Source organism: Pinisolibacter sp. (assembly GCF_036782435.1).
GTDB lineage: Bacteria > Pseudomonadota > Alphaproteobacteria > Rhizobiales > Ancalomicrobiaceae > CALBKH01.
The window spans coordinates 1-23,441 of sequence record NZ_DAIPZB010000033.1 but is presented as its reverse complement, the minus strand read 5'-3'; the positions used below and the strand labels follow the sequence as shown (position 1 = coordinate 23,441).

General features: G+C 67.7%; 13 protein-coding genes. 6 read left to right on the top strand and 7 right to left on the bottom strand.

Annotated features, from left to right (window positions below):
* Window positions 1-48: 48 nt before the first annotated feature.
* Window positions 49-906, top strand: coding sequence for a formyltetrahydrofolate deformylase (gene purU, locus V7Q42_RS14660; RefSeq protein WP_333824836.1), 858 nt, complete (start codon window positions 49-51; stop codon window positions 904-906).
* 229 nt (window positions 907-1,135) lie between these two features.
* Here the strand turns inward: purU and V7Q42_RS14655 are convergent, their stop codons facing one another.
* A complete protein-coding gene (locus V7Q42_RS14655; protein WP_333824835.1) occupies window positions 1,136-2,545 on the bottom strand; it encodes a mannose-1-phosphate guanylyltransferase/mannose-6-phosphate isomerase in 1,410 nt (469 codons plus the stop codon).
* Between the two features lie 453 nt (window positions 2,546-2,998).
* Here V7Q42_RS14655 and uvrB point away from each other — a divergent pair, with 453 nt between their 5' ends.
* Together uvrB and V7Q42_RS14645 are read left to right on the top strand one after the other, a co-directional pair.
* Entirely contained in the window at window positions 2,999-5,635 is a 2,637-nt protein-coding gene (uvrB, locus tag V7Q42_RS14650; protein WP_442958207.1) for an excinuclease ABC subunit UvrB, read from the top strand.
* A gap of 1,299 nt (window positions 5,636-6,934) precedes the next feature.
* Window positions 6,935-7,699, top strand: coding sequence for a lysozyme inhibitor LprI family protein (locus tag V7Q42_RS14645; RefSeq protein WP_333824834.1), 765 nt, complete (start codon window positions 6,935-6,937; stop codon window positions 7,697-7,699).
* A gap of 65 nt (window positions 7,700-7,764) precedes the next feature.
* Here the strand turns inward: V7Q42_RS14645 and fdhD are convergent, their stop codons facing one another.
* Together fdhD and V7Q42_RS14635 are read right to left on the bottom strand one after the other, a co-directional pair.
* On the bottom strand, window positions 7,765-8,634 hold the full coding sequence (gene fdhD, locus V7Q42_RS14640; RefSeq protein WP_333824833.1) for a formate dehydrogenase accessory sulfurtransferase FdhD: 870 nt from the start codon (window positions 8,632-8,634) through the stop codon (window positions 7,765-7,767).
* A gap of 8 nt (window positions 8,635-8,642) precedes the next feature.
* Window positions 8,643-9,773, bottom strand: a complete 1,131-nt coding sequence (locus V7Q42_RS14635; protein ID WP_333824832.1) for an Mrp/NBP35 family ATP-binding protein — start codon at window positions 9,771-9,773, stop codon at window positions 8,643-8,645.
* Between the two features lie 738 nt (window positions 9,774-10,511).
* On the opposite strand from V7Q42_RS14635, the gene V7Q42_RS14630 reads away from it, so the two are divergent.
* The gene (locus tag V7Q42_RS14630; RefSeq protein WP_333824831.1) at window positions 10,512-11,591 is read left to right on the top strand and encodes a LacI family DNA-binding transcriptional regulator; all 1,080 of its coding nucleotides are present in this window, start codon (window positions 10,512-10,514) and stop codon (window positions 11,589-11,591) included.
* A gap of 28 nt (window positions 11,592-11,619) precedes the next feature.
* Here the strand turns inward: V7Q42_RS14630 and V7Q42_RS14625 are convergent, their stop codons facing one another.
* From V7Q42_RS14625 to V7Q42_RS14615, 3 genes are read right to left on the bottom strand one after another with little or no spacing between them, the layout of a single operon-like run.
* Window positions 11,620-14,757 (bottom strand): efflux RND transporter permease subunit, encoded by a 3,138-nt coding sequence (locus V7Q42_RS14625; protein ID WP_333824830.1) that lies wholly within the window; start codon window positions 14,755-14,757, stop codon window positions 11,620-11,622.
* Window positions 14,758-14,781: 24 nt separating this feature from the next.
* Window positions 14,782-15,897: an efflux RND transporter periplasmic adaptor subunit gene (locus V7Q42_RS14620; protein WP_333824829.1), complete on the bottom strand. Its 1,116-nt coding sequence runs from the start codon at window positions 15,895-15,897 to the stop codon at window positions 14,782-14,784.
* Between the two features lie 56 nt (window positions 15,898-15,953).
* Window positions 15,954-16,556, bottom strand: coding sequence for a TetR/AcrR family transcriptional regulator (locus V7Q42_RS14615; RefSeq protein ID WP_333824828.1), 603 nt, complete (start codon window positions 16,554-16,556; stop codon window positions 15,954-15,956).
* Window positions 16,557-16,935: 379 nt separating this feature from the next.
* On the opposite strand from V7Q42_RS14615, the gene pepN reads away from it, so the two are divergent.
* Window positions 16,936-19,584: an aminopeptidase N gene (pepN, locus tag V7Q42_RS14610; protein ID WP_333824827.1), complete on the top strand. Its 2,649-nt coding sequence runs from the start codon at window positions 16,936-16,938 to the stop codon at window positions 19,582-19,584.
* Window positions 19,585-19,753: 169 nt separating this feature from the next.
* Window positions 19,754-22,129 (top strand): sensor histidine kinase, encoded by a 2,376-nt coding sequence (locus tag V7Q42_RS14605; protein WP_333824826.1) that lies wholly within the window; start codon window positions 19,754-19,756, stop codon window positions 22,127-22,129.
* Between the two features lie 211 nt (window positions 22,130-22,340).
* On the opposite strand, the gene V7Q42_RS14600 is transcribed toward V7Q42_RS14605, so the two are convergent.
* Complete coding sequence (locus V7Q42_RS14600; protein ID WP_333824825.1) at window positions 22,341-23,138, bottom strand: EF-hand domain-containing protein; 798 nt, start codon at window positions 23,136-23,138, stop codon at window positions 22,341-22,343.
* Window positions 23,139-23,441 lie beyond the last annotated feature (303 nt).

Genomic DNA, 23,441 nt, shown 5'->3' with positions numbered 1-23,441 from the left:
GCTATCGCAGCCTCGACCCTTTTTCGATCCGCCGAGGTCGCGCGTCCGATGTCCGAGAAGTCCTTCGTCCTCGTCCTCTCCTGCGCCAACCGGCCCGGCATCGTCGCGGCGGTGTCGACGCATCTCTTCGAGATGGGCGCCAACATCTCCGACGCCGAGCAGTACGACGACACGCTGGCCGACCTGTTCTTCATGCGGGTGGTGTTCGAGGTCGGCGGTCGCGACGAGGCGGCGCTGAAGGCCGGCTTCGCGCCGATCGCCGAGCGCTTCGGCATGGATTGGCGCATCCGCGACCGGTCGAACCCGCGCAAGGTGATGATCCTGGTTTCGAAGTTCGACCACTGTCTGGTCGATCTGCTCTATCGCCGGCGCATCGGCGAATTGTCGATGGACGTCACCGCCGTCGTCGCCAACCATCCGCGCCAGACCTATGCGCACGTCGAGTTCACCGACACGACGTTCCATTGCATGCCGGCCGACAAGTCGAACAAGGCGGAGCAGGAGGCGAAGATCCTGCAGCTGATCGAGACGACCGGCACCGAGATCGTCGTCCTCGCCCGCTACATGCAGATCCTGTCGAACGAGATGTCGACGGCGCTGGCCGGGCGCTGCATCAACATCCACCACTCGTTTCTGCCCGGCTTCAAGGGCGCCAAGCCCTACCATCAGGCGCACGAGCGCGGCGTGAAGATGATCGGCGCCACCGCCCATTTCGTCACGCCGGACCTCGACGAGGGGCCGATCATCGCCCAGGACGTCGAGCACATCACCCATCGCGACACGCCCGACACGATGGTGCGCAAGGGCCGCGACATCGAACGCCGCGTGCTGTCGCGGGCGCTCGCCCATCTCCTCGACGACCGGGTGATCCTCAACGGTCACCGCACGGTGGTGTTCCAGGACTGAGGGCGCGCGCCTCGACGACGGGCGGGTGTCGATGTCGATGTCGGTGCAGGTTCTCCCGTTCGCCGAGCAAGGTGCGCGATGCTTCGAGACGCGTTCGTTGCGAACGCGCCTCGGCATGAGGCGTTTGTTTTCATTCGACGGCCCCCGAGCGCCTCATGCCGAGGAGCGGCCGTGAGGCCGCGTCTCGAAGCATCGCGCGCCGATCCTCCGGCAGGGACGTCCGCCCCCCTCAACTCCTGTTGTAGGCGTCCTCGTAGCGGACGATATCGTCCTCGCCGAGATAGGAGCCGGACTGGACCTCGATGAGGTCGAGCGGGATCTTGCCGGGGTTCTCCAGCCGATGCGTGGCGCCGAGCGGGATGTAGACCGACTGGTTCTCCGAGGCGATGGTCACCGTGTCGTTCACCGTGATGCGCGCCGTGCCCGACACCACCACCCAGTGCTCGGCGCGATGGAAATGGCTCTGCAGCGACAGTTTGCAGCCGGGATCGACGGAGATCCGCTTCACCTGATGGCGCGGGCCGTGATCGATACTGTCGTAGGAGCCCCAGGGGCGGAAGACCTTGAGGTTCTCGGTCGCCTCCTTGCGGCCGGCGGCGGTGAGGCGGGCGACCAGCCCCTTGACCTTCTCCGCCTGATCGCGCGCCACCACCAGCACCGCGTCGCGGGTCGTCACCACCACCACGTCGTCGAGGCCGACCACCGTCGTCAGCCGGTCGGGCGAATGGACGTAGCAGTTCGCGGCGTCGAGGAAGGCGGCGTCGCCCTTGGCGGCGTTGCCGTAGGCGTCCTTGGCGGCGAGATCCCAGATGGCGCCCCAGGCGCCGACGTCGGACCAGGCGAAATCGGAGGGGACGACGGCGGCGAGCGCGGTCTTCTCCATCACCGCGTAGTCGACCGACTTCGGCACGGCGATCGAGAAGGCCTCCTCCTCGAGCCGCAGGAAATCGAGATCACGGGCGGCATGGGTGACGGCTTCCGCCACCGGGCGGCCGATCTCCGGCGCCAGACGATCGAGCTCTTCGAGGAAGACCCGGGCGCGGAACAGGAAGTTGCCGGAGTTCCAGAGATAGCCCTCGGCGACGTAACGCTCGGCGGTGGCCTCGTCCGGCTTCTCGACGAAGGCGGCGATGGTCGACACCCCCTCCTCGGCCAGCGGCTCGCCGGGGCGGATGTAGCCGTAGCCGGTGGCGGCGCGGGTCGGGTGGATGCCGAAGGTGACGATGCGGCCGGCGCGGGCGGCGGCGGCGGCGCGGCGGACGTGGACGAGGAAACCCTCGAGGTCGGGCATGGCGTGGTCGGCGGCGAGCACCAGCACCAGCGCTTCCGGATCACGGGCGAGCGCCAGACGGGCGGCGGCGGCGATGGCGGCGCAGCTGTCGCGGCGCATCGGCTCCAGCACGATGTCGCCCTTCACGCCGACGGCGCGCATCTGCTCGGCGACGAGGAAGCGATAGTCGGAACCGGTGACGACGATCGGTGCGTCGAAGCCGGGTCCGACGACCCGCTTCAGCGTGTCCTGGAACAGCGAGATCTCGCCGGTCAGGGCCAGGAACTGCTTGGGAAAGCTCTCCCGCGACGCCGGCCACAGGCGCGAGCCGGAACCACCACACAGCACGACGGGAACGATCTGCGACATCGACACACTCCGAATCGCGGCCGCGCGAGTCGTCACCCGCCGACACCGCCTCGAAAGACCGGAACCTAGCCGAATTTCGCCAAGAAAGTGAGTATTCGATGGACGCGCCGCGGTTTCGCGCGCTCCGGTTGGGGACATGGTGAACGGATGGGCGGACGCGCGCCCGTCGGCCGGGCCGGCGGGCGTGCCTTCCCCCTCGCCGACGCGGTCGACGCCGCGGAGACGACGCATCCGCCGGCACGAAACGCGAACATCGCCCTTTTCGCCGCCCCGGACTCGCGCCATATTGGACCCATGACCCGACCGCCGAAATCCCGCTCCGCCGCCCCGTCCGCCGCCTCCGGGGCGAAGAAACGCCGCGGCCCGCTCACCGAACATCTCGATGCGTCGGAAGCCCTCGGGCTGCCGTGGGAGAACGAGGGCGAAGCACCCGGTCCTTCGGGGTTCGGCGAGATGCCTGGTCCTTCGGGGTTCGGCGAGATGCCTGGTTCTTCGGGGTTCGGCGAGATGCCTCAGGCCTCCTTCGACGTCGGCGCGACGCCGCTCTCCGGCTCGATCGCCGATTGGGCCGACGAGATCGCCAAGGCCGCCACCGCCCCGGCCCCTGCCGCCCGCAAGAAGCCCGGACGCCCGAAGAAGGACGACGGCGCGGCCACCGCGACGGAGCGCGTGGCGAGCGGGCTCAATGCCGTCTCCGGTCTGGAGATCGGGCTCGAGGAGGCGGCGAGCGCGCCGAAGGGCGGGGCGACGGCCACCGTCGAGGCGCTGTCGGCGCTGATCGCCTCGGGCAATCCGCTGTTCAAGGACGGCAAGCTGTGGACGCCGCATCGCCCCGAGCGGCCGCCGAAGTCCGAAGGCGGCATTAGTTTCGACCTCGTCTCGCCGTTCGAGCCGCAGGGCGACCAGCCGCAGGCGATCGAAGAACTGGTGGCCGGCGTCGACAACGGCGAGCGCACCCAGGTGCTGCTCGGTGTCACCGGCTCGGGCAAGACCTTCACCATGGCCCAGGTCATCGCCCGCACCCAGCGCCCGGCGCTGATCCTGGCGCCGAACAAGACGCTCGCCGCCCAGCTCTACGGCGAGTTCAAGTCGTTCTTCCCCAACAACGCGGTGGAGTATTTCGTCTCCTACTACGACTACTACCAACCCGAGGCCTACGTTCCGCGCACCGACACCTACATCGAGAAGGAATCGTCGATCAACGAACAGATCGACCGGATGCGCCACGCCGCCACCCGCTCGCTGCTGGAGCGCGACGACGTCATCATCGTCGCCTCGGTCTCGTGCATCTACGGTATCGGCTCGGTCGAGACCTACACGGCGATGACCTTCTCGGTGGAGGTCGGCGAACGGCTCGACCAGCGCCAGCTCCTCGCCGATCTCGTCGCCGTCCACTACCGCCGCAACGACGCCGCCTTCCAGCGCGGCGTCTTCCGGGTGCGGGGCGACACCGTCGAGGTCTTCCCCGCCCACTTGGAAGACCGGGCGTGGCGAATCTCGTTCTTCGGCGACGAGATCGAAGCGATCGACGAGTTCGATCCGCTGACCGGTCAGAAGACCCAGGCGCTCAAGTTCGTGAAAGTCTACGCCAATTCGCACTACGTGACGCCGAAGCCGACGCTGCAGCAGGCGATCCAGTCGATCAAGGCCGAGCTGAAGAGCCGGATCGCCGAGCTGGAGGCGGCGGGGCGTCTGCTCGAGATGCAGCGCATCGACCAGCGCACCACCTTCGACCTGGAGATGCTGGAGGCGACCGGCTCCTGCGCCGGCATCGAGAACTACTCGCGCTATCTCACCGGCCGCCGCCCCGGCGAGCCGCCGCCGACGCTGTTCGAATATCTGCCCGACGAGGCGCTGGTCTTCGCCGACGAGAGCCACGTCACCATTCCGCAGATCGGCGGCATGTATCGCGGCGACTTCCGCCGCAAGGCGACGCTGGCCGAATACGGCTTCCGTCTGCCCTCCTGCATGGACAACCGGCCACTGCGCTTCGAGGAATGGAACGCCATGCGGCCGCAGACCGTGGCGGTGTCGGCGACGCCCGGCGGCTGGGAGATGGAGGAGGCCGGCGGCGTCTTCGTCGAGCAGGTCATCCGCCCGACCGGGCTGATCGACCCGGAGGTCGAGATCCGCCCGGCGACCAAGCAGGTCGAGGACCTGCTCGGCGAGGTGCGCGAGGTGGCCAAACGCGGCAATCGCGTGCTGGTCACGACGCTGACCAAGCGCATGGCCGAGGATCTCACCGAATATTTCCACGAGAACGGCGTCCGGGTGCGCTACATGCACTCCGACGTCGAGACGCTGGAGCGCATCGAGATCATCCGCGACCTGCGGCTCGGCGCCTTCGACGTGTTGGTCGGCATCAACCTGCTGCGCGAGGGCCTCGACATCCCCGAGTGTTCGCTGGTGGCGATCCTCGACGCCGACAAGGAGGGCTTCCTGCGCTCCGAGACGTCGCTGATCCAGACCATCGGGCGCGCCGCCCGCAACGTCGACGGCCGCGTCATCCTCTACGCCGACGGCATGACCGGCTCGATGGAGCGCGCCATCGCCGAGACCAACCGCCGCCGCGAGAAGCAACAGGCCTACAATCTCGAGCACGGCATCACGCCGGAATCGATCAAGCGCAACATCTCCGACGTGCTGTCCTCGGTCTACGAGCAGGACCACGTCACGGTCGAGGCCGGCTTCGCCGAGGACGGCCACCTCGTCGGCCACAACCTCGCCGCCCATCTCGACGACCTGCGCCGCCGCATGAAGGAAGCCGCCACCAACCTCGAGTTCGAGGAGGCGGCCCGCCTGCGCGACGAGATCAAGCGGCTGGAGGCGACGGAGCTGGTGCTCGCCGACGACCCGCTGGCGCGCCAGACGGCGGTCGACGACGCCACCGGCGGCTACGCCGGCGAGAAGAAATACGGCCGGGCGGCGAACCTGCCGCCGACCAAGGTGCGGAAGAACTCGCTCGACGAGATGACGGTGGGGCGGACCGAAGTGCCGATGGGTGGGCCGATGCCGAAGCGGCCGGGGCCGAGCACGGCGGCCGGGACGGTAGGGGCGAAGGGGAAGGGACGGTGGAAGGGGAAGCGGTGAGGCGGGCTCCTACACTTCATTCCTCCTTCATTGCCGAGAAACAAAAATACCAATTCTGGGTTGCATAACGATGTATAAATCGCGCGATCGCTCCGAGTTGGAACGTGACTTTATAGAGGCATTCCATAGGCTGCGCCGGGCCGGAGAAGCGTTTGATAACGGAGACGGCTTCGAAGCTGCAAGTATTGCTTCGAGCGTTTATGTATTCGTTCACGACGCCAGTAGAAAACAACCATCATTAATGACAATGCTCGGAATAAAGGAGGGAACCAGATTTTTTGACTCTGCGAGAGCTATAAATCCAGACAATCTCCTGAGCGAGCACCCATTGGTCATAATTCAGCTCGGCGGCGGCCACTCTGGGTATGCCGCAAGGAAGGATACAGGGAATGAGGGACCACTTCCGCCGCTCGCTTTCTCTCGGTGGTGGGAAAAGGCCGTCCTTCGCGATTCCAAGCGACGTCTCTTTTCTCGCAAGAATCTGATTACTCTGTTCAGGAACGATCGCGGAGGAGGACACGTCTCGAAACAATACCAACCTCGCGACGGTGTTCCGGCAGAAGCGTTAGCCGAATTGGCAAATGGAGACTCCGACGGCTGGTTATTCAACGACAAAGGCGGAACTTACCGCCCTCTATATCATTTGGCCTACGCATCAGTTCGACAGATTGGCTGGGAATTGGAGCAGACGCTTACATATAACTATAACTACTTGATTAAAACTCCGATTAATAGACGAATTACTTATAAATAAATCTTGGCAGAACATGTCCAGAAGAGCACGGCGAACGGTGCTGCGAGACTGCATTTTCGGAAACAGGACGTTTTCTCATCGAGCCTACAATAGGTATCGAACTTGCCCCCTGGCAATTCACACCGCATTCGACCCGTCATCCCCGGCCGGAGCGGTGGGGAAGGGGATCCAATAGCTTATCAACGGGTCGAGAGGCCAATGGATCCCCTTCCCTCGCCTTCGGCCCGCCGGAGGCGTGACGCCAGAGGTCGAGGCGAGGTCGGTGGCGGATCATGGCCATGACAGCCCGCGCAATCGTCTCCACCATGAGGCGTTCAGGAAAAAGCAACACGATTAGAAGCGCCTCGGGGTGAGGAAGCGGCGCAGGCGCCGTTTCGGACCATCGCGCGTCGACGCCCCGTGCTCGACTGCAACCCCGCGACGAGGCGAGGAGAGCGCACGCACGCCGCCTCGCCCACCCCTCGCCTCTCCGCAAGATCCGTCACCGCCCCGGCTGGACCGGCGCTCGCCCCGGCCGCATCATCGGGGGAACCGGAGGTTCGCCGATGACCGCTCGTGTCCCGCTGCTCGCCGCCCGCCGCTTGGCCGCCACGCTCCGCGCCCTCCCTTTCGCCGCCGGCCTCGTCGCCCTCCCCCTCACGGCCGGTCTCCTCGCGACGCCCCTCCCGGCTCTCGCCGGGCCGCCGTCGTTCGATTGTCTGGTCGCGAAACTCCCGGTGGAGAAGGCGATCTGCCGGTCGCCGATCCTGTCGGCCTTCGATGTCGAGATCGCCGAGGCCTACGGGCGGGCGATGAGCGGGCTCACCAACGGCATGCGCACCACGTTGCGCAAGGCGCAGCGCAGCTTCCTCGCGGCGCGCAACGAGGCCTTCGGGTTGCCGGACGAGGATCTCGAGGAACGCATGGCCGATCAGGTCGCCTTCCTCAAGGCGATCGAGACGCGCGGACGGTTCTCCCTCGAAGGCTCCTGGCGCAACGGCATCGGCGGCGTCGACGTGACGATGCGGCCGGACGGTGTGGCGGAGGTGTCGATCGGCACCAACGAGCAGATCCGCGCCGTCTGGGTGTGTGAGCTCCGGGGCGAGGCGCGGCAGGGGCCGGACGGGTGGGTGCTCGCGGCCGAACCCGGCGTCGCCGACGGCTGGATCGTCACCCTCACTCCGCGCGGCGGACAGCTCGGCGTGACGACGCGGCCGGTCCCCGGACCGGACGGCCCGGCCCCCGGTGAACCCCTGCCCTTCTGCGGCCTCGGCGGGACGATCGACGGCGATTACCTGCCGGTACGGCCGCAGATCGATTGGGGTCCGTGATCGAGAACGGCTACCGCTCTCTCAAATCAATCGATATCCGGTTTATTTCGCCTGAAGCGGCCGATTCAACTCGATTCCGGTTCTTCGTCTATGCGATCACAGCCGGCATAGACGGTGAAGCGGCCGTCGCGGGCATAGGCGACGAGACAGACGCCGACCTTCTGGGCGAGATCCACCGCCAGACCGGTCGGTGCGGAGATCGAGGCGACGAGGGGGATGCCGGCCGTCGCGGTCTTGTGGACCATCTCGTAGGAACAACGGCTCGACACCACGACGAAGCCGGACGCCGGATCGATACCGGCCGCGGCCATGGCGCCGATCAGTTTGTCGAGGGCGTTGTGGCGGCCGACGTCCTCGCGGGTCAGGCGGATCGTGCCGGCGAGATCGGCGAAGGCGGCGGCGTGGGTGGCGCCGGTCAGGCGGCCCAACGGTTGATCGGCGGGAAAGGCGGCGACGGCGCGATCGATCGCGCCCGCGGCGATGCGGGTCGCCGTGCCGAGGCGGGGGATCGGGCGCAGGGCTTCGGCGATGCTGTCGACGCCGCAGAGGCCGCAGCCGGTGCGGCCGGCGAGTGCCCGGTGGCGGGCGCGCAGCGCCAGGGCGCGGCTCTCGGTGACGGTCACCGACAGTTCGATGCCGCGGGCGAGCGGCACGATGGTGACGGCGAGGAACTCGTCGGCTCGTTCGATCACGCCCTCGCCGAGCGAGAAGCCGAGGGCGAAGTCGGTGAGATCGGCGGGGCTCGCCATCATCACCGCGAAGGATCGGCCGTTGTAGGTGAGCGCCACCGGCGTCTCTTCGGCCACCGTCTCGCGATGGCCGGAGGCGGCCGATGCCGCGTCGTCCCCCGGGCAGGGTGGGCCGCCCGGGCCGTGACGATGGGCGGCGACGCGGCGGGTCGCAGGATGAGGGGGCGCCGCGTCGTCGTGGGGCATGGTTCGGCCTATTCGATGACGATCTTCGGCATGGCGAAGCCGGTGCCGCCGCCGCCGAGCGCCGAATGGACCTTGGCGGCGATGTCGCGATAGACCGCGGCATGCGGGCCGTCCGGCTGGGACACGACGATCGGCTTGCCGCCGTCGGAACCCTCGCGGATCGCCATGGTCAACGGCACTTCGCCGAGGAAGGGCACGCCGAGCTTCTCGGCCTCGGCGCGGGCGCCGCCGTGGGCGAAGATGTCGTGACGGGTGCCGCAGCTCGGGCAGACGAAGTAGCTCATGTTCTCGATGACGCCGAGGATCGGCACGTCGACCTTCTCGAACATGGCGACGCCGCGGCGGGCGTCGATCAGCGCCAGGTCCTGCGGGGTCGAGACGATCACCGCGCCGGCGAGCGGCACCTGCTGGGCCAGCGTCAGCTGCGTGTCGCCGGTGCCGGGCGGCATGTCGACGACGAGGACGTCGAGGCCGCCCCAGTTCACGTCGCGCAGGAGCTGGGTGACGGCGCTCATGACCATCGGACCGCGCCAGATCATCGGCGCGTCCTCGTCGACCAGGAAGCCGATCGACATGACGCGGATGCCGCAGGTCTCGATCGGGATCAGCATCTGGTCGCGCACCTCCGGCTGGATGCCGGTGAGGCCGAAGAGCTTGGGCACCGACGGGCCGTAGATGTCGGCGTCGAGCAGGCCGACCTTGAGGCCGAGCGAGGCGAGGCCGAGGGCGAAGTTGGCGGCCGTCGTCGACTTGCCGACGCCGCCCTTGCCGGAGGCGACCGCGACGATGTGGCGCACGCCGGGAAGCGCGCCTTCGTTGGTGTTGGTCTTCGCCGCGGGGCCCTTGGGCGAGGGAACCGCGGTCGGCTGGTTGGGCAGAGTCGGCGCCGACGGGCGGTCGTCGGTGAGCGCCACCATGACGCTCTCGACGCCGGGCAGCGCCTTCACGGCGGCCTCGGCGGCGGCGCGCAGGCCCTCCAGCTCACCGGCGCGCGCGGCCGGCACACCGATCGAGAAGAAGACCTTGGCGTCCTTGACGACGATCTGGGAGAGGGCCGAAGACGCGGCGAGCGAGCCGCGGCCGTCGGGCGCGGCGAGGCGGGAGAGGGCTTCCAGGACTTGCTCGCGAGTGACGGCCATCGATGTTCTCCGGATGATCGGCGCGGTGGATCGGCGGGCCGGGGACCGGCCGACCTCACGTGGGGGATAGACAACGTCGCCGGTGCGGCGTCAACCGGCGAGGGTCCGTCTTCGTGATGGACGAAATGACGAACCCGAGCCCTAGATAGGTCGCGACGGCGGCGAGGCAACCGGCGCCGGCACGCGGGAAACGGCGGGACGTGGCGCCGGACACTCCGGTCGGGACCGACGAACGAACGCCATCAGCGCGAATACGACGTGGACGCGGGCCGGACGTGGCGCCGATGTCTCGAAGGCCGAACGGTCGGCGAGGCATCGGATCGCAGAGCCGGGACGACGAGACGTCGGACGCATGATCGGCGCCAGCGAAAACCTGCCAGAACGACATGTGACATCGGGTCACCCTCCCTTAGGAGATACCACTTTCGCCGGATACACCGAGTTCTTGTCGCCCGCCTCATATCGCCCTAGATTTGTTCAAATGTAGACTATTCCATGCGATTTCCGGCCGTGCCGACAAATGACGGTACGATGCTTCGAGGACGTGGGGCTCGACAGGGATCGGCCGTACCGAGATCGCAGTGCCAGTAAGCCGCAGTCGAATGACGAGGCTCGGCGCGCGACACCTTTTCGCCGATCGCAACGTGGTCTATCATCTACTCGTCGGAACAAATGAAAAAAACGGAATATCAGAATGCGGATGGCGTGAGTCTATGTCCGACTGAAATCGAGCTTCGCATGTCTCTGAGGTATATCGCCGCTTCTCTCGGCCTGAGCGTCACGACGGTATCGCGCGCGCTGGCGGGCTACTCCGACGTCGCCGAGGAAACACGGCGGCGGGTCAAAGCCGAGGCGGAGCGGATCGGATACGTCCCCAACGCCATCGCACGCCGTCTGCAGAAGGGCCGGACGGACGCCATCGGCGTCGTGGCGCCGGCGGGTCCCGACGCCATCTCCGACACCAATCTCTACACCGCGGTCATCAGCGCCTGGGCGAAGCTCTCGGAATTCGACCGCGACATGGTGATGCTGCCGACGACCGCGGAAGGTGACGCCCGCAGTCCGGAGTCGCGCATCATGCGTCGCGCCGTCGAAGAGCGCCGGATCGACGGCCTGTTGTTGCTCAGGACACGGAACGACGACTGGCGCATTCCCTATCTGCGTGCCGCGCGCATCCCCTTCGCCGTCTTCGGCGCCAGCCACCCCGACATGCCGGAGATCACGGCGATCGGCGTCGACGACGAGAGAGGTGCCGAGGAGGTCCTGGCGCGCCTCACCGACTTCGGCCATCGGCGCATCGGTCTGGTGATCCCGGAGGGAGACTACGCCTTCGCCGCCTCCCGCGTCGCCACCTTCGTCGAGCGAGCCGGTGATTTCTGCGTCGACCTCGGAATCGTGTCGGCCCCCTTCGACGAAGACGGCGGACGAAGCGCCACCGCGAGGCTCCTCGGCATGGAGGATCATCCCACCGCGATCATCTATTGCGCCGGCCGCATGGCGCTCGGCGGATTGCGCGCGATCTCCGATTCCGTCCTGGTGCCGGGGCGCCACGTCTCGGTGATCAGCTACGGCGACAGTTCCGGCCTGCTCTACGCTTCGCCGCCGGTCACCGCGATGCGGGCGCCGGTCGAGCAGATGGTGCGCCACGCGATCGACGTGCTCGTCGGAGAGATCGACGGCAAGCCGATCGAGCCGATCCGTGGTTGGCCGCTCACGCTCGTCCGCCGCCAGTCCGACGGACCGCTGGTGCCGCACGCGCGCGACGAGCAGCGCTTCGGCAACTCGAGCTCGCTGGAGACGCCGGTCGAAGGCGCCTGAACGGCGCCCTCCCCTTCTCCGACCATGCTCAGGGGCCGACCGTCTCGAGTTCCATTTCGACGGATGTCCCGCTCTCGGCGCGCTCCTGGGGCGTCGGCGTCTCCGGCATCTCGACTCGGAACGCCAGTCCATAGGCCGCCGGCAGGACGACGATGGTGAGCACCGTCGCCGCCATGATGCCGCCCATCATGGCGTAGGCCATCGGACCCCAGAACACCGACTGGGCGATCGGGATCAGCGCCAGCACCGCCGCCGCGGCCGTCAACATGATCGGGCGGAAACGCCGAACCGCGGCCTCGATGGTGGCGTTCCACGGATGGAGACCGGCCTCGATGTCCTGATCGATCTGATCGATGAGGATCACCGAATTGCGCATGATGATACCGGCCAGCGCGATGACGCCGAGGATGGCGACGAAGCCGAAGGCGGAGTTGGTCAGGAGCAACGCGGCGGAGGCGCCGATGAGGCCGAGCGGTGCGGTCATGAACACCAGCATGGTCTTGCCGAAGTGCTGCAACTGCAGCATCAGCAGCACCAGCATGACGACGATCATGAGCGGCCCCTTGGCGTTGATCGACGCCTGGCTCTTGGCCGACTCCTCGACCGCACCCTGCATCTCGATCTCGTAGCCGGGAGAGAGCGCGTCGCGCACCGGCTTCAGGCTCGCGTAGATGCGGGCGGTGATGTCGTTGGACTGGACGCCGTCGGGGATGATGCCGCGCACGGTGATCGACGGCAGGCGGTTGCGCCGCCATTCGATACCCGGCTCCAGCACCGGCACGACATGGGCGATCTGCGACATCGGGATCGAGCGGCCGGTCACCGTCGGGACGTAGGTCTCTTCGACCGCGGTCAACAGGTTCCGCCCGCCGACCGCTTCGCGCAGGACGATCGACACGGTCTCCTCGCCGTCGCGGAACTCGCCGATCGGCGCACCGGAGAGCGCCGCCTGCAACGTCTGGCGGATCATCTGCGAGGTGACGCCGAGAGCGCGGGCACGGTCCTGGTCGACGACGAGCCGCAGCGCCGGCACCGGCTCGAGCCAGTCGTCGTGGACGGTCGAGAGCATCGGATCGGCGCGGAAGGCCTTCTTCACCTCGTCGGCGACGCGGCGCACCTCACCGCGTTCCGGGCCGGTCACCCGCATCTGCACCGCCCAGCCGACCGGCGGGCCGTTGAAGAGCCGATCGACCTTGAAGCGGATCCCCGGGAAATCGGCGGCGAGCATCGTTCGGATCTTGGCCAGCAGGCGCTGGCGCGCCGCCGCGTCGCGCGAATAGACGAGGAGCTGGGCGAAGTTCGGGTTCCTGAGCTGCTGGTCGAGCGGCAGGTAGAAGCGCGGCGCGCCTTCGCCGACGAAACTCGCGACGAAGGTCTGGTCGGCGTCGACGAGGATGCGCTTCTCGATCTCGCGGGTCTTCTCGTCCGTCTCGGCGATCGAAGTGCCCTCCGGGAACCACAGGTCGACGAGCAGCTCGAGACGGGTCGACTCGGGGAAGAAGCTCTTGGGCACGTGTTTGAAGCCGTAGACGCCGCCGGCGAAGGCGATCACGGTGACGACGAGCACCAGCACGCGATGGCGCACGCCCCAGGTGATGGTGGCGCGCAAGCCCCGATAGAAGCGGGTGTCGTAGGCGTCGCGGTGCTCGCCGGTATGGGGGCGCGACTTCAGGATCAGGTTGCCGATCCATGGCGTGAAGTAGACGGCGGCGATCCACGACAGGACGAGCGAGATGCCGACCACCCAGAACAACGAGTTGACGTACTCGCCGGCGGCCGACTTGGCGAAGCCGACCGGGATGAAGCCGGCGGTGGTCACCAGCGTGCCGGTGAGCATCGGGAAGGCGGTGGAGGTGTAGGCGAAGGAGGCGGCGGAGATCTTGTCGAGACCCTCGTCGAGTTTGCGCTCCATCATCTCCACCGCGATCATGGCGTCGTCGACCAGGAGGCCGAGGGAGATGATCAGCGCGCCGAGCGAGATGCGCTGCAGGTCGATGCCCATCACCTCCATCACCGCGAAGGTGGCGCAGAGAACCAGCGGAATGGTGATGGCGACGACCGTGCCGGCGCGCCAGCCGATCGACAGGAAGGAGACGGCGAGCACGATCACCAGTGCTTCGACCAGCGCCTTGAAGAACTCGTCGATCGAGTGGGTGACGACGTCGGGCTGATCGGAGATGCGGGCGAGTTCGACGCCGACCGGCAGGTTCGCCTCGAGGCCCTTCATCGCCGTGCCGAGGTCCTTGCCGATGTTCACGACGTTGCCGCCCTTGGCCATGACGACGCCGAGCACCACCGCCTCCTTGCCGTCGTAGCGGAACAGGCGATCGGGCGGGTCGGCGAGGCCGGAGGAGACGGTGGCGATGTCGCCGAGGCGGATGACCTCGGCGCCGGCGCGGATGCGCAGTTCGCGCAACTCGTCGACGGTGTGCAGCATGCCGTCGACGGCGACGCGCACCGAACGGCCGGCGGTCTCGACCCGTCCGGCCGGGTCCATGGAGTTCTGCTGGGCGAGGGCGTCGGCGATCGACCTGACGGTGATGCCGCGTTCGGCGAGCGTCTTCGAGGAGATGTCGATGAAGATCTTCTCGGCCTGATCGCCGAGGATCGGCGCCTTCTCGACGCCCGGCACCCGCAGCGCCACGTCGCGGGCGCGCTTGGCGAAGTCCTTCAGCTCCGGCGCGGAGAAGCCGGGACCGGTGAAGGCGTAGAGCGCGATGAAGGTGTCGCCGAACTCGTCGTTGAAATAGGGACCGAGGACGCCGGCCGGCAACGTGTGCTCGATGTCCTTCACCTTCTTGCGCACCTGATAGAAGGAGTCGGCGACGTCGCGGCCGTGGACGTCGCCGCGGATCGTCACCATCACCACCGCCGAGCCGGCGCGGGTGTAGGACTTCACGTATTCGAGGCCGGGCGTCTCCTGGAGCTTGCGCTCGATCTTGTCGACGACCTGATCCTGCATCTCCTCGAGACCGGCGCCGGGCCACACGACCTGGACGATCATCACCCGGAAGGTGAAGTCGGGATCCTCCTTCTGGCCGAGGTTCATCAGCGACAGGATGCCGGCGAGCACCGTCAGCACGAAGAAGAAGCGCGTCAGATGGCCGTGGCGAATGGCCCAGCGCGAGAGATTGAAGCCGGACGCGGCCGGAGAGACGTGGAGCATCGGAGCCTCCTCGGTACGACCGGATCAGTGCGTCGGGGCGGCTGCGGCGGTATCCGCCGGCAGCGCCACCTTCTTGCCGGGGGTGAGGAACTGCACCCCTGCGGTGACGATCCGATCGCCGGGCTTCAGGCCGTCGAGGATGCGCACGCCCTGCGGCGCCACACGGCCGAGAGTGACGGCGCGCGGTGCGACCGAGGCGGTGGCGGTGTCGACGATCCAGACCCGTGGCTTGCCGGCGTCTTCGCCGAGCGCCGAGAGCGGCACCACGACGCTGCCGACGGCGACCGGCACCTTCGCCTCCACCGTCGCGGTCATGCCGAGGCGGACGGGGGCTTCGGTGGGAAGGGTGACACGCACCGCATAGGTGCGGGAGGCGGGATCGGCGGCACCGGCGATCTCACGGACACGACCGGGCAAGCGCAGATCGGCGTCGGCCCAGAAGCGCACGTCGACGGTCTGATCCTTGGTGAAGTGGACGACGTCCTGTTCGGGCACGGCGATCGCCACCTCCTTCTCGCCGTCGCGCGCCAGCACGGCGACAGGGGTGCCGGCGGCGACCACCTGCCCGACGTCGGCGCGGATGTCGGTGACGATGCCGGGGGCGTCGGCGAGGAGATCGGCGTAGGCCATCTGGTTCGCCGCCTGATCGCGCGCCGAGAGCGCCGCATCGAGCGACGCCGCGGCCTGATCGGCCTCGAGCTTGGCGCGGTCGAGGTTGGCGTCGGCGACGAAGCCCTTGGTGTTGAGCGAACGGGCGCGAGCGAGGCCATCTTCGGCCACCTTCTCGCGCGAGCGGGCCGCCGCGACATTGGCCTCGGCCGCCTTCAGGGCGAGTTCGAGGTCGGTCGGATCGAGGCGGGCGAGGATCCGGCCGGTCTCGACCCGGGTGCCGACGTCGACGCGACGCTCGACGAGCTTGCCGGGGACACGAAAGCCGAGTGCGGTCTCGACCCGGGCGCGGACCGAACCGGAGTAGCGGATGAGGCGCGTCTCGTCGCCGGCCGTGATGGTCATGGTCTTGACCGGACGGACGTGGTCGACGGTCTCCTCGGCTTTTTCCTCACGGCAGCCGGCGAGGGTCGCGGCGGCGGCGAGGGCGCCGGCGAGGGCGAGCGTCGAGCGGAAGTTCGGGCGGGTCATGTCGGAGTGCTCCTGAGAATTCCGCTGCGGCGGTTCGCCGGGTGATCGCGACGCCTTCAGGGGCAACGCAGGGCTCGAATGACGAATTCCGCCAACTCCTCCGGTCCGGCCCGTTCGGGAACTTCGGCGCACTGGAGGATGAGGGTCGGGTGGAAGAGCGAGACGAAAGCCTGATTGGTCATGGCGGCCGACCGGCGCAAGTCCGCTCGGGAGGGGAATTCACCGGAGGCGACGCCCTCGCGGATCAGCGCCTCGATGACGTCGGTCATCTGGACGAGATGTCTGGAGATGGTCGGCCACTGCTCGGCCATCGCCACTTCGACGATCTCGTAGGCCTTGGGATCGACGGCGAAGGCTTCGACGTTCAAGCGATAATTGTCGACGAAGAAACGGACGAGCCGCTCCGTGGCGGACCCGGCGGAAGCGACGATGGCGAGGTTGTGGACGTGGCGCTGGTCGAGCATGCGCGCGGCGATGCCTTCGACGATCTCGAGTTTGGAGGCGAAGAAGCGGTAGACGTTGGCCGGCGACATGCCGAGTTCGCGCGCCAGATCGGCGACGGTCGTCTTGGCGTAGCCGTAATGACGGAAGAGCCGATCCGCCGCGTCGAGGATCCGCGTTCGCGTGTCGTGCCTGTCGTCGGCTTCGGTCGGTGTCATCGCCAGTCTCCCGACCACCGGTCGAAACCCCCGCCGTTCGGCTCGGACTGTCGACTGATGATTTTCGTAATTCGTCAGTCGATAGTCGACAATCGTTCGCAAGTCAAGCCGGCGCGAACCGCCGCCGGCGCGGGGGCGCCGGGGACGCGACCGTTCGAGGCGGTTCGACGAAGTGCGGGATTCATTGCACCGCCGCGGTGAATATGATCGAAATCAACGACATGGCGGCGTGGCCGGATCAAATGGAACGAACGGTCGACCGGCGCAGGGGCCGAAGGACCGGCGTCGACAGAGTTCCCTTTCACGTTGGGCCTCCCCGTCGTCTCCGAGGAGCGGACGAGACCCCATGGGCGCGGGAGCGGAACCAGGAGGAACATCGATGGAAGTCGCCGTCGCGGGCGCCGACAACGGACCGGTCCGCCTCGCGGACTATCGCCCCACACCCTACGGGGTCACCGGGGTCCGCCTCGATTTTCATCTCGATCCGTCGGAGACCGTCGTCACCGCCGTCACCGGCTTTTCTCGACGCGCCGAGACGCCCGCCGGCACGCCGCTCGTCCTCGACGCCGACGAGATCGACGTCGTCTCCGTGGCGCTCGACGGGGTTCCTCTCGCCGCCGATGCCTGGCGTCTCGGAACTCGGTCATTCGAGCTTCTCGCGCCGCCGGCCGAGGATTTCCACCTGACCGTCGTCACCCGGCTCGATCCGGCCGCCAACACCAAGTTGATGGGGCTCTACCGATCCTCCGACAACTGGTGCACCCAGTGCGAGGCGGAGGGCTTCCGCCGCATCACGCCCGCCTTCGACCGGCCCGACGTGCTCGCCGTCTACACCACGCGGATCGAGGGAAGCCGGAAGGATGCGCCGTTCCTGCTGTCCAACGGCAATCCGGTCGACGCCGGCGACATCCCCGGAACCGATCGCCACTACGCCGTCTGGCACGATCCGCACCCCAAGCCCGCTTATCTCTACGCCATGGTCGCCGGCGACTTCGGCCGCATCGAAGACCGCTTCACCACCATATCGGGCCGCGAGGTGAAGCTCGAGATCTTCGTCGAGCACGGCCGCGAAGATCGCGCCGACTATGCCATGGATGCGCTGAAGCGCTCGATGCGGTGGGACGAGGAGGTCTACGGACGCGAGTACGATCTCGACGTCTTCATGATCGTCGCCGTCGGCGACTTCAACATGGGGGCGATGGAGAACAAGGGGCTCAACGTCTTCAACGACAAATACGTTCTGGCGAGCCCGCGGACGGCGACCGACGCCGATTACGCCCATGTCGAAGGCGTCATCGCCCACGAGTACTTCCACAATTGGACCGGCAACCGCATCACCTGCCGGGACTGGTTCCAGCTGTGCCTGAAGGAAGGGCTGACGGTCTATCGCGATCAGGAGTTCTCGGCGGACCAGCGCTCGCGGGCGGTCAAGCGCATCGCCGACGTGCGCCTCCTCAAGAGCCACCAGTTCCCGGAGGACGCGGGTCCGCTCGCCCATCCGGTGCGCCCGGACGTCTATCGCGAGATCAACAACTTCTACACGGCGACCGTCTACGAGAAGGGCGCCGAGGTGGTCCGCATGCTCGCCACGCTGCTCGGAGCGGAGGATTTCCGGCGCGGCATGGATCTCTATTTCGCCCGCCACGACGGCTCGGCGGCGACGGTGGAGGACTTCCTCGCCTGTTTCGCGGACGCGACGCAGCGCGATCTCGACCGTTTCCGGCTGTGGTACACCCAGGCCGGCACGCCGGAACTGGTGGTCTCCATCGCCTGGGACGGGGCGACGGGCCGATTGCGGCTCGGTTTCGACCAGTCGACGGCGTCGACGCCGGGCCAGCCGATCAAGAAGCCGCTGACCATCCCGGTGCGTTTCGGGCTCGTCGGCCCCGACGGCGCCGACCTCGGCTGGACCTCGGTCGAGGGCGCCGAGATCCGCGGCGACGTCCTGGTGCTCACCGAGACCCACCACGACGTGGTCTTCGAGGGGGTTCCGGCACGGCCGGTGCCATCGCTGCTGCGCGGCTTCTCGGCGCCGGTGAAGCTCACCAGCGGGCTCGACACCGAGGACATCACGTTCCTGATGGCCCACGACGGCGATCCGTTCAATCGCTGGCAGGCCGGCCAGACGATGGCGATGCGGACGCTGGTGGAGGCGACGCGGGCGATCCGCGACGGACGGACGCCGTCGATCGACCAGCGCATCGTCGACGCCTTCCGACGCGTGGCGATCGATCCGTCGCTCGATCCGGATTTCCGGGCGCTCGCCGTCGGGCTGCCGACGGAAGCCGACATCTCCCGCGAGATCGCCGTCGACGTCGATCCGGATGCGATCTTCGCGGCACGCCACATGCTGCGCGGCGCCATCGCCGAGGGTTGCCGCGACGTCTTCCGAACCATCCACGACGCTTTCGCAGGCACCGGTTCCTGGTCGCCGGATGCGGCGTCCGCCGGACGGCGCGCACTGCGCAACGCGGCGCTCGACCATCTCGTCAGAGCCGGCGACGGCGATCTGGCGATCGCCCGCTACGAGAGCGCCGACAACATGACCGATCGGCTGGCGGCGCTGTCGGCGATCGTCGGCGCCGACCTGCCGGCGAGCCCCACGGTGCTCGCCGACTTCCACGATCGCTTCGCCGGAGACGCCCTGGTGATCGACAAGTGGCTGATGGTCCAGGCCACGGCACCGGTTCCCGGAACGCTCGAGCGAGTCTCGGCGCTGACGCTGCATCCCGCCTTCTCGATCACCAATCCGAACCGGGTCAGGGCGCTGATCACCACCTTCGCCACCGGCAACCAGACGCAGTTCAATCGGGCCGACGGCGCCGGCTTCGCCTTCGTCGCCGAAAAGGTCCTCACGCTCGACCGGATCAATCCGCAGGTCGCGGCGAGACTGCTGTCGGCGTTCCGATCGTGGCGGTCGCTGGAGCCGCGCCGGCGCGCCTATGCGGAGGCCGAACTGAAACGCGTCGCCGCCACGCCCGGCCTGTCGCGCGACGTCGCCGACATCGCCGCGCGCTCGCTCGACTGAGCCGCCGACATCGCCGAATCACCCGCGAATCCGGGCGGATTCGCGGGTGATTCGTAGGAACACGAATCGCTCGTTTAGGCATCCGAAACCCTATGGACAAGGCGAGTCGCCTCGATTCAAATGAGGGTGATTCGCAGGGCTGTGGGGTGTCTACCCGGTCGAATCTCTCATGAAACGACCGGGGGGTCACACCGTGGCGCAGGCTGGTTCTGCCCATGATTCGTCATGGATTCCTGGAAGGCTGGCGGAGATCGTCGCCAAGCCGAGACTGAGCGGGCACGCCCGCCTGCTGTCGACGCCGGCCTACCGTCACATTCTCGAAGCCGAGCCGCTGCTGCGCCGGTCGATCCCGATCCTGATCGTCACCTTCATCGTCGTCCTGGCGCTGACCCGCATCGTCGGCGTGATGGAGACGCGGCAGGCGCTCGACGACGCCGCCCGCGACGAGGCGACCCTGATCGCCGCCACCCTCTCGGCCCGTTTCGCCGATCCGGCGGCCGACGTCGAGAAGACCGGCTGGGCCGTGGCGCTGAAGAGCGCGCTCGGCGAGACGCTGCCGCCGCGCGCCACCGCGCCGGGCCGCCAGATCCTGGTCGCCGACGGCGACGGGCGGATCGTCGCCGCCGCGCCGGCCACGACGGAGCTCGACAAGCGGACGCTCGCCGACCTGCTCGGACCGGCGCAACCGCTGACCGTCTTCGGCGCCCGCGCCGGCGTCATGGACCTGTCGTTGCCGGACGGCCGCCAAGTCTACGCCACGGTGCATCACGTCGGCAGCGGGCTCGGGGCGGTCGCCGTGCTGGTCGATCAGTCGGCCATCTTCGGCGAGTGGCGCAAGAGCCTGCGCTCCAACGTCACGCTCTTCGTCTTCACCGCCGTCATCCTCCTGGTTCTGACCTACGCCTATTTCGTCCAGGCGCTGCGCGCCAACGCTGCCGACGAGCTCTATGCCGCGACGACGGCGAGGACCGAGACCGCCTTCAAACGCGGACGCTGCGGCTTCTGGGACTGGGATCTCGCCCGCGGGCGCTTCTACTGGTCGGCCTCGATGTTCGAGATGCTCGGCCTCGAGGGCACCGACAGCCTGATCGGCTTCGGCGAGGTTCGCCGTCTCGTCCATCACGACGACATCGACTTCGAGATCCTCGCCAACCAGCTTCTCACCGGCGAAGTCGACACGCTCGACCGGGCCTTCCGCCTCAAGCGCGCCGACGGCGGCTGGCTGTGGTTCCGCGTCCGCGCCGAGGTGGTCGATCGCGCCGAGACCGGCTCGCGTCATCTCATCGGCATCGCCGCCGACATCACCGAGCATCGCCGTCTGGTCGAGACGACGCTCGCCGCCGACCTGCGCCTCAACGATGCGATCGAGACGATTTCCGAGGCCTTCGTCCTGTGGGACGCCGACAACCGGCTGGTGATGTGCAATTCGAAGTATCGCCAACTGCACGGCCTCGCCGACGCGGCGGCCCGGCCGGGAACGCCCTATGCGACGGTGATGCGCGACGCGCGCCAGCCGCTGGTGCGCACGCCGATGCAGACCGAAGGCGAGAGCGACGAAGGCGCGCGCTCGTTCGAGGCGCAGATCGAAGACGGGCGCTGGCTGCAGATCTCCGAACGACGCACCAAGGACGGCGGCTTCGTCTCGGTCGGCACCGACATCACCCAGTTGAAGCGCCACGAGGAGCGGTTGATCGAGAGCGAGAAGCGGCTGATGGGCACCGTCCTCGACCTGCGTTCGTCGCGCCGCAAGCTGGAGATCCAGGCGCAACAGCTCGTCGAACTGGCCGAGAAGTACTCGGAAGAGAAGGTCCGCGCCGAAGAGGCCAACAAGATCAAGTCGGACTTCCTCGCCAACATCTCGCACGAGCTGCGCACACCGCTCAACGCCATCATCGGCTTCTCGGAGATCATGACCGGCACGGTGATGGGCGCCTTCGGGCCGGAGAAGTACGTCGAATACGCCCGCGACATCCACGATTCCGGCATGTTCCTGCTCAACGTCATCAACGACATCCTCGACATGTCGAAGATCGAGGCGGGGCGGATGGAACTCGCCCGCGAACCGGTGGTGCTCGACGACATCCTGGCCGAGGCGAGCAAGATCATCGCGCATGCGGCCGATGAGAAGTCGCTGACCATGACCACCGAGGTCGAGCCCGGCCTGCACTTCTTCGGAGACCGGCGGGCGGTGAAGCAGGTGGTGCTGAACCTGATGTCCAACGCGGTGAAGTTCACGCCGCCGGGCGGGCGAGTGTCGCTGAAGGCGGAGACGCGGAACGACACCATCGCCGTCTCCATCGCCGATACCGGCATCGGCATCCCCGCCGATCACCTCGACGCGATCGGTCGGCCCTTCGTCCAGGTGGAGAACCAGTTCACCAAGAGCCACAAGGGCTCGGGCCTGGGGCTCGCCATCGCCCGCTCGCTGGTGGAACTGCACGGCGGCAAGATGACCATCGCCTCGACCCCGAACGTCGGCACCACGGTCGACATCACCTTCCCGACGGGAGGCGCCGACACTCCGGCGACCACCGCCGCGGCCTGAGAGCGACGGGACGAAGACGAAACGAAGAGGCGCGCGTCCATCACGGACGCGCGCCTCATGTCATTCGGGGCACATGAAATTCGGTAAGTCCGACTTTCATGTGCGTCACGGCCCGACCGGCCGGCACCGGTTCGGGCTCGCCTTCGCCGACGAGTTTTCGAACGGGTCGAAACATCGTCGGCTCGGTCTCATTCGCGAGAACGGCGTGCGATCAGCGCATCGGACCCTGCGGCATGTACATGGGATTGGATCCGCCCTGGAACATCTGCCGGCCCGACGGATTCCAGCTCTGCCCACCGGGTCCGTAGACGCCGGGCGCCGGGCCGAGCGATTGCGGCATCTGCTGCTGCATCATCGGCGGCATCGCCTGCTGGGGATAGGACTGCGGCGCCGGAGCGGGCGGATACTGCGGCATCGGCTGCGACGGCCTCAGCGGCATCTTCGCAGCCGGAGCCTGGGGTGCCTGGGGGGCCTGCGGGCCTGCCGACACCATCGGCGGGACCAGCAGGCTGGTCGGCCCGCCGGACATCAGCATCCGGGCGAAGCGCAGTTCGTCGGGCGTGACCTTGCCGTCGTCGTTGCGATCGAAGAGGGCGAAGCGCTTCTTCACCGGGTTCTCGAACTCGGCCCTGGTGACCTTGCCGTCGCCGTCGATGTCGTAGAGCGACAGGAAGAACTGTGCCGCCTCGGGGTTGGCGCGACCGAACCAGCTCTCGAATTCGCCGGCGTCGAGGGTGCCGTCCTTGTTCTGATCGACCATGTCGAAGTGCTGGCCGATGCCCTTCAGCGCCTCGGCGAGGGTGACGACGCCGTCGTGATCGCCATCGAGCATCTCGAAGACCTGCTCGATCGTCGGCGGATAGGGCATGCCCTGCATCATCGACGCGGAAGCGTCACCGGCCGCGGGGGCGGCGGGCGCCGGAGAAGCGGCGAGCGCCGCGGTTCCACCGGTGCCGAGTGCCAGGCCGAGGAGGCCGGTCGCCAGAATAGTCGAGATGTGCTTCGCCATCGTCGGTCTCCTCCTGCGCGTCCCTGATCGAGCGCAACGGATGTTCGAAACCCGTCGTCCTCCACGGGCCGCGGGAGACTAGCACGATCGACGAAGAGCGGTACCGGATCTGGGAGGCGGGGCCGGGGTGCTGCGAAACGCCGCGCCGCCGCGGACGGCAACACGTGCGTCCGCGGCGGCGCGAGGCCCCTCCCTCACGGGGCGGCGAGAGAGGGGGAGGCGAACCGGTCGAGCCGGTTCGAGCGCGGATCATACCGAGTTCACGAAATTCGGACTCGTCCGAATTTCGTGAGTTGCGGCCTG

What these genes read in the sequence shown, in the direction of transcription:
- purU (WP_333824836.1), top strand. Translation starts at nt 49, where the DNA reads ATGTCCGAGAAGTCCTTCGTCCTCGTCCTCTCCTGCGCCAACCGGCCC.
- V7Q42_RS14655 (WP_333824835.1), bottom strand. Translation starts at nt 2,545, where the DNA reads ATGTCGCAGATCGTTCCCGTCGTGCTGTGTGGTGGTTCCGGCTCGCGC.
- uvrB (WP_442958207.1), top strand. Translation starts at nt 2,999, where the DNA reads ATGCCTGGTCCTTCGGGGTTCGGCGAGATGCCTGGTTCTTCGGGGTTC.
- V7Q42_RS14645 (WP_333824834.1), top strand. Translation starts at nt 6,935, where the DNA reads ATGACCGCTCGTGTCCCGCTGCTCGCCGCCCGCCGCTTGGCCGCCACG.
- fdhD (WP_333824833.1), bottom strand. Translation starts at nt 8,634, where the DNA reads ATGCCCCACGACGACGCGGCGCCCCCTCATCCTGCGACCCGCCGCGTC.
- V7Q42_RS14635 (WP_333824832.1), bottom strand. Translation starts at nt 9,773, where the DNA reads ATGGCCGTCACTCGCGAGCAAGTCCTGGAAGCCCTCTCCCGCCTCGCC.
- V7Q42_RS14630 (WP_333824831.1), top strand. Translation starts at nt 10,512, where the DNA reads ATGTCTCTGAGGTATATCGCCGCTTCTCTCGGCCTGAGCGTCACGACG.
- V7Q42_RS14625 (WP_333824830.1), bottom strand. Translation starts at nt 14,757, where the DNA reads ATGCTCCACGTCTCTCCGGCCGCGTCCGGCTTCAATCTCTCGCGCTGG.
- V7Q42_RS14620 (WP_333824829.1), bottom strand. Translation starts at nt 15,897, where the DNA reads ATGACCCGCCCGAACTTCCGCTCGACGCTCGCCCTCGCCGGCGCCCTC.
- V7Q42_RS14615 (WP_333824828.1), bottom strand. Translation starts at nt 16,556, where the DNA reads ATGACACCGACCGAAGCCGACGACAGGCACGACACGCGAACGCGGATC.
- pepN (WP_333824827.1), top strand. Translation starts at nt 16,936, where the DNA reads ATGGAAGTCGCCGTCGCGGGCGCCGACAACGGACCGGTCCGCCTCGCG.
- V7Q42_RS14605 (WP_333824826.1), top strand. Translation starts at nt 19,754, where the DNA reads ATGAAACGACCGGGGGGTCACACCGTGGCGCAGGCTGGTTCTGCCCAT.
- V7Q42_RS14600 (WP_333824825.1), bottom strand. Translation starts at nt 23,138, where the DNA reads ATGGCGAAGCACATCTCGACTATTCTGGCGACCGGCCTCCTCGGCCTG.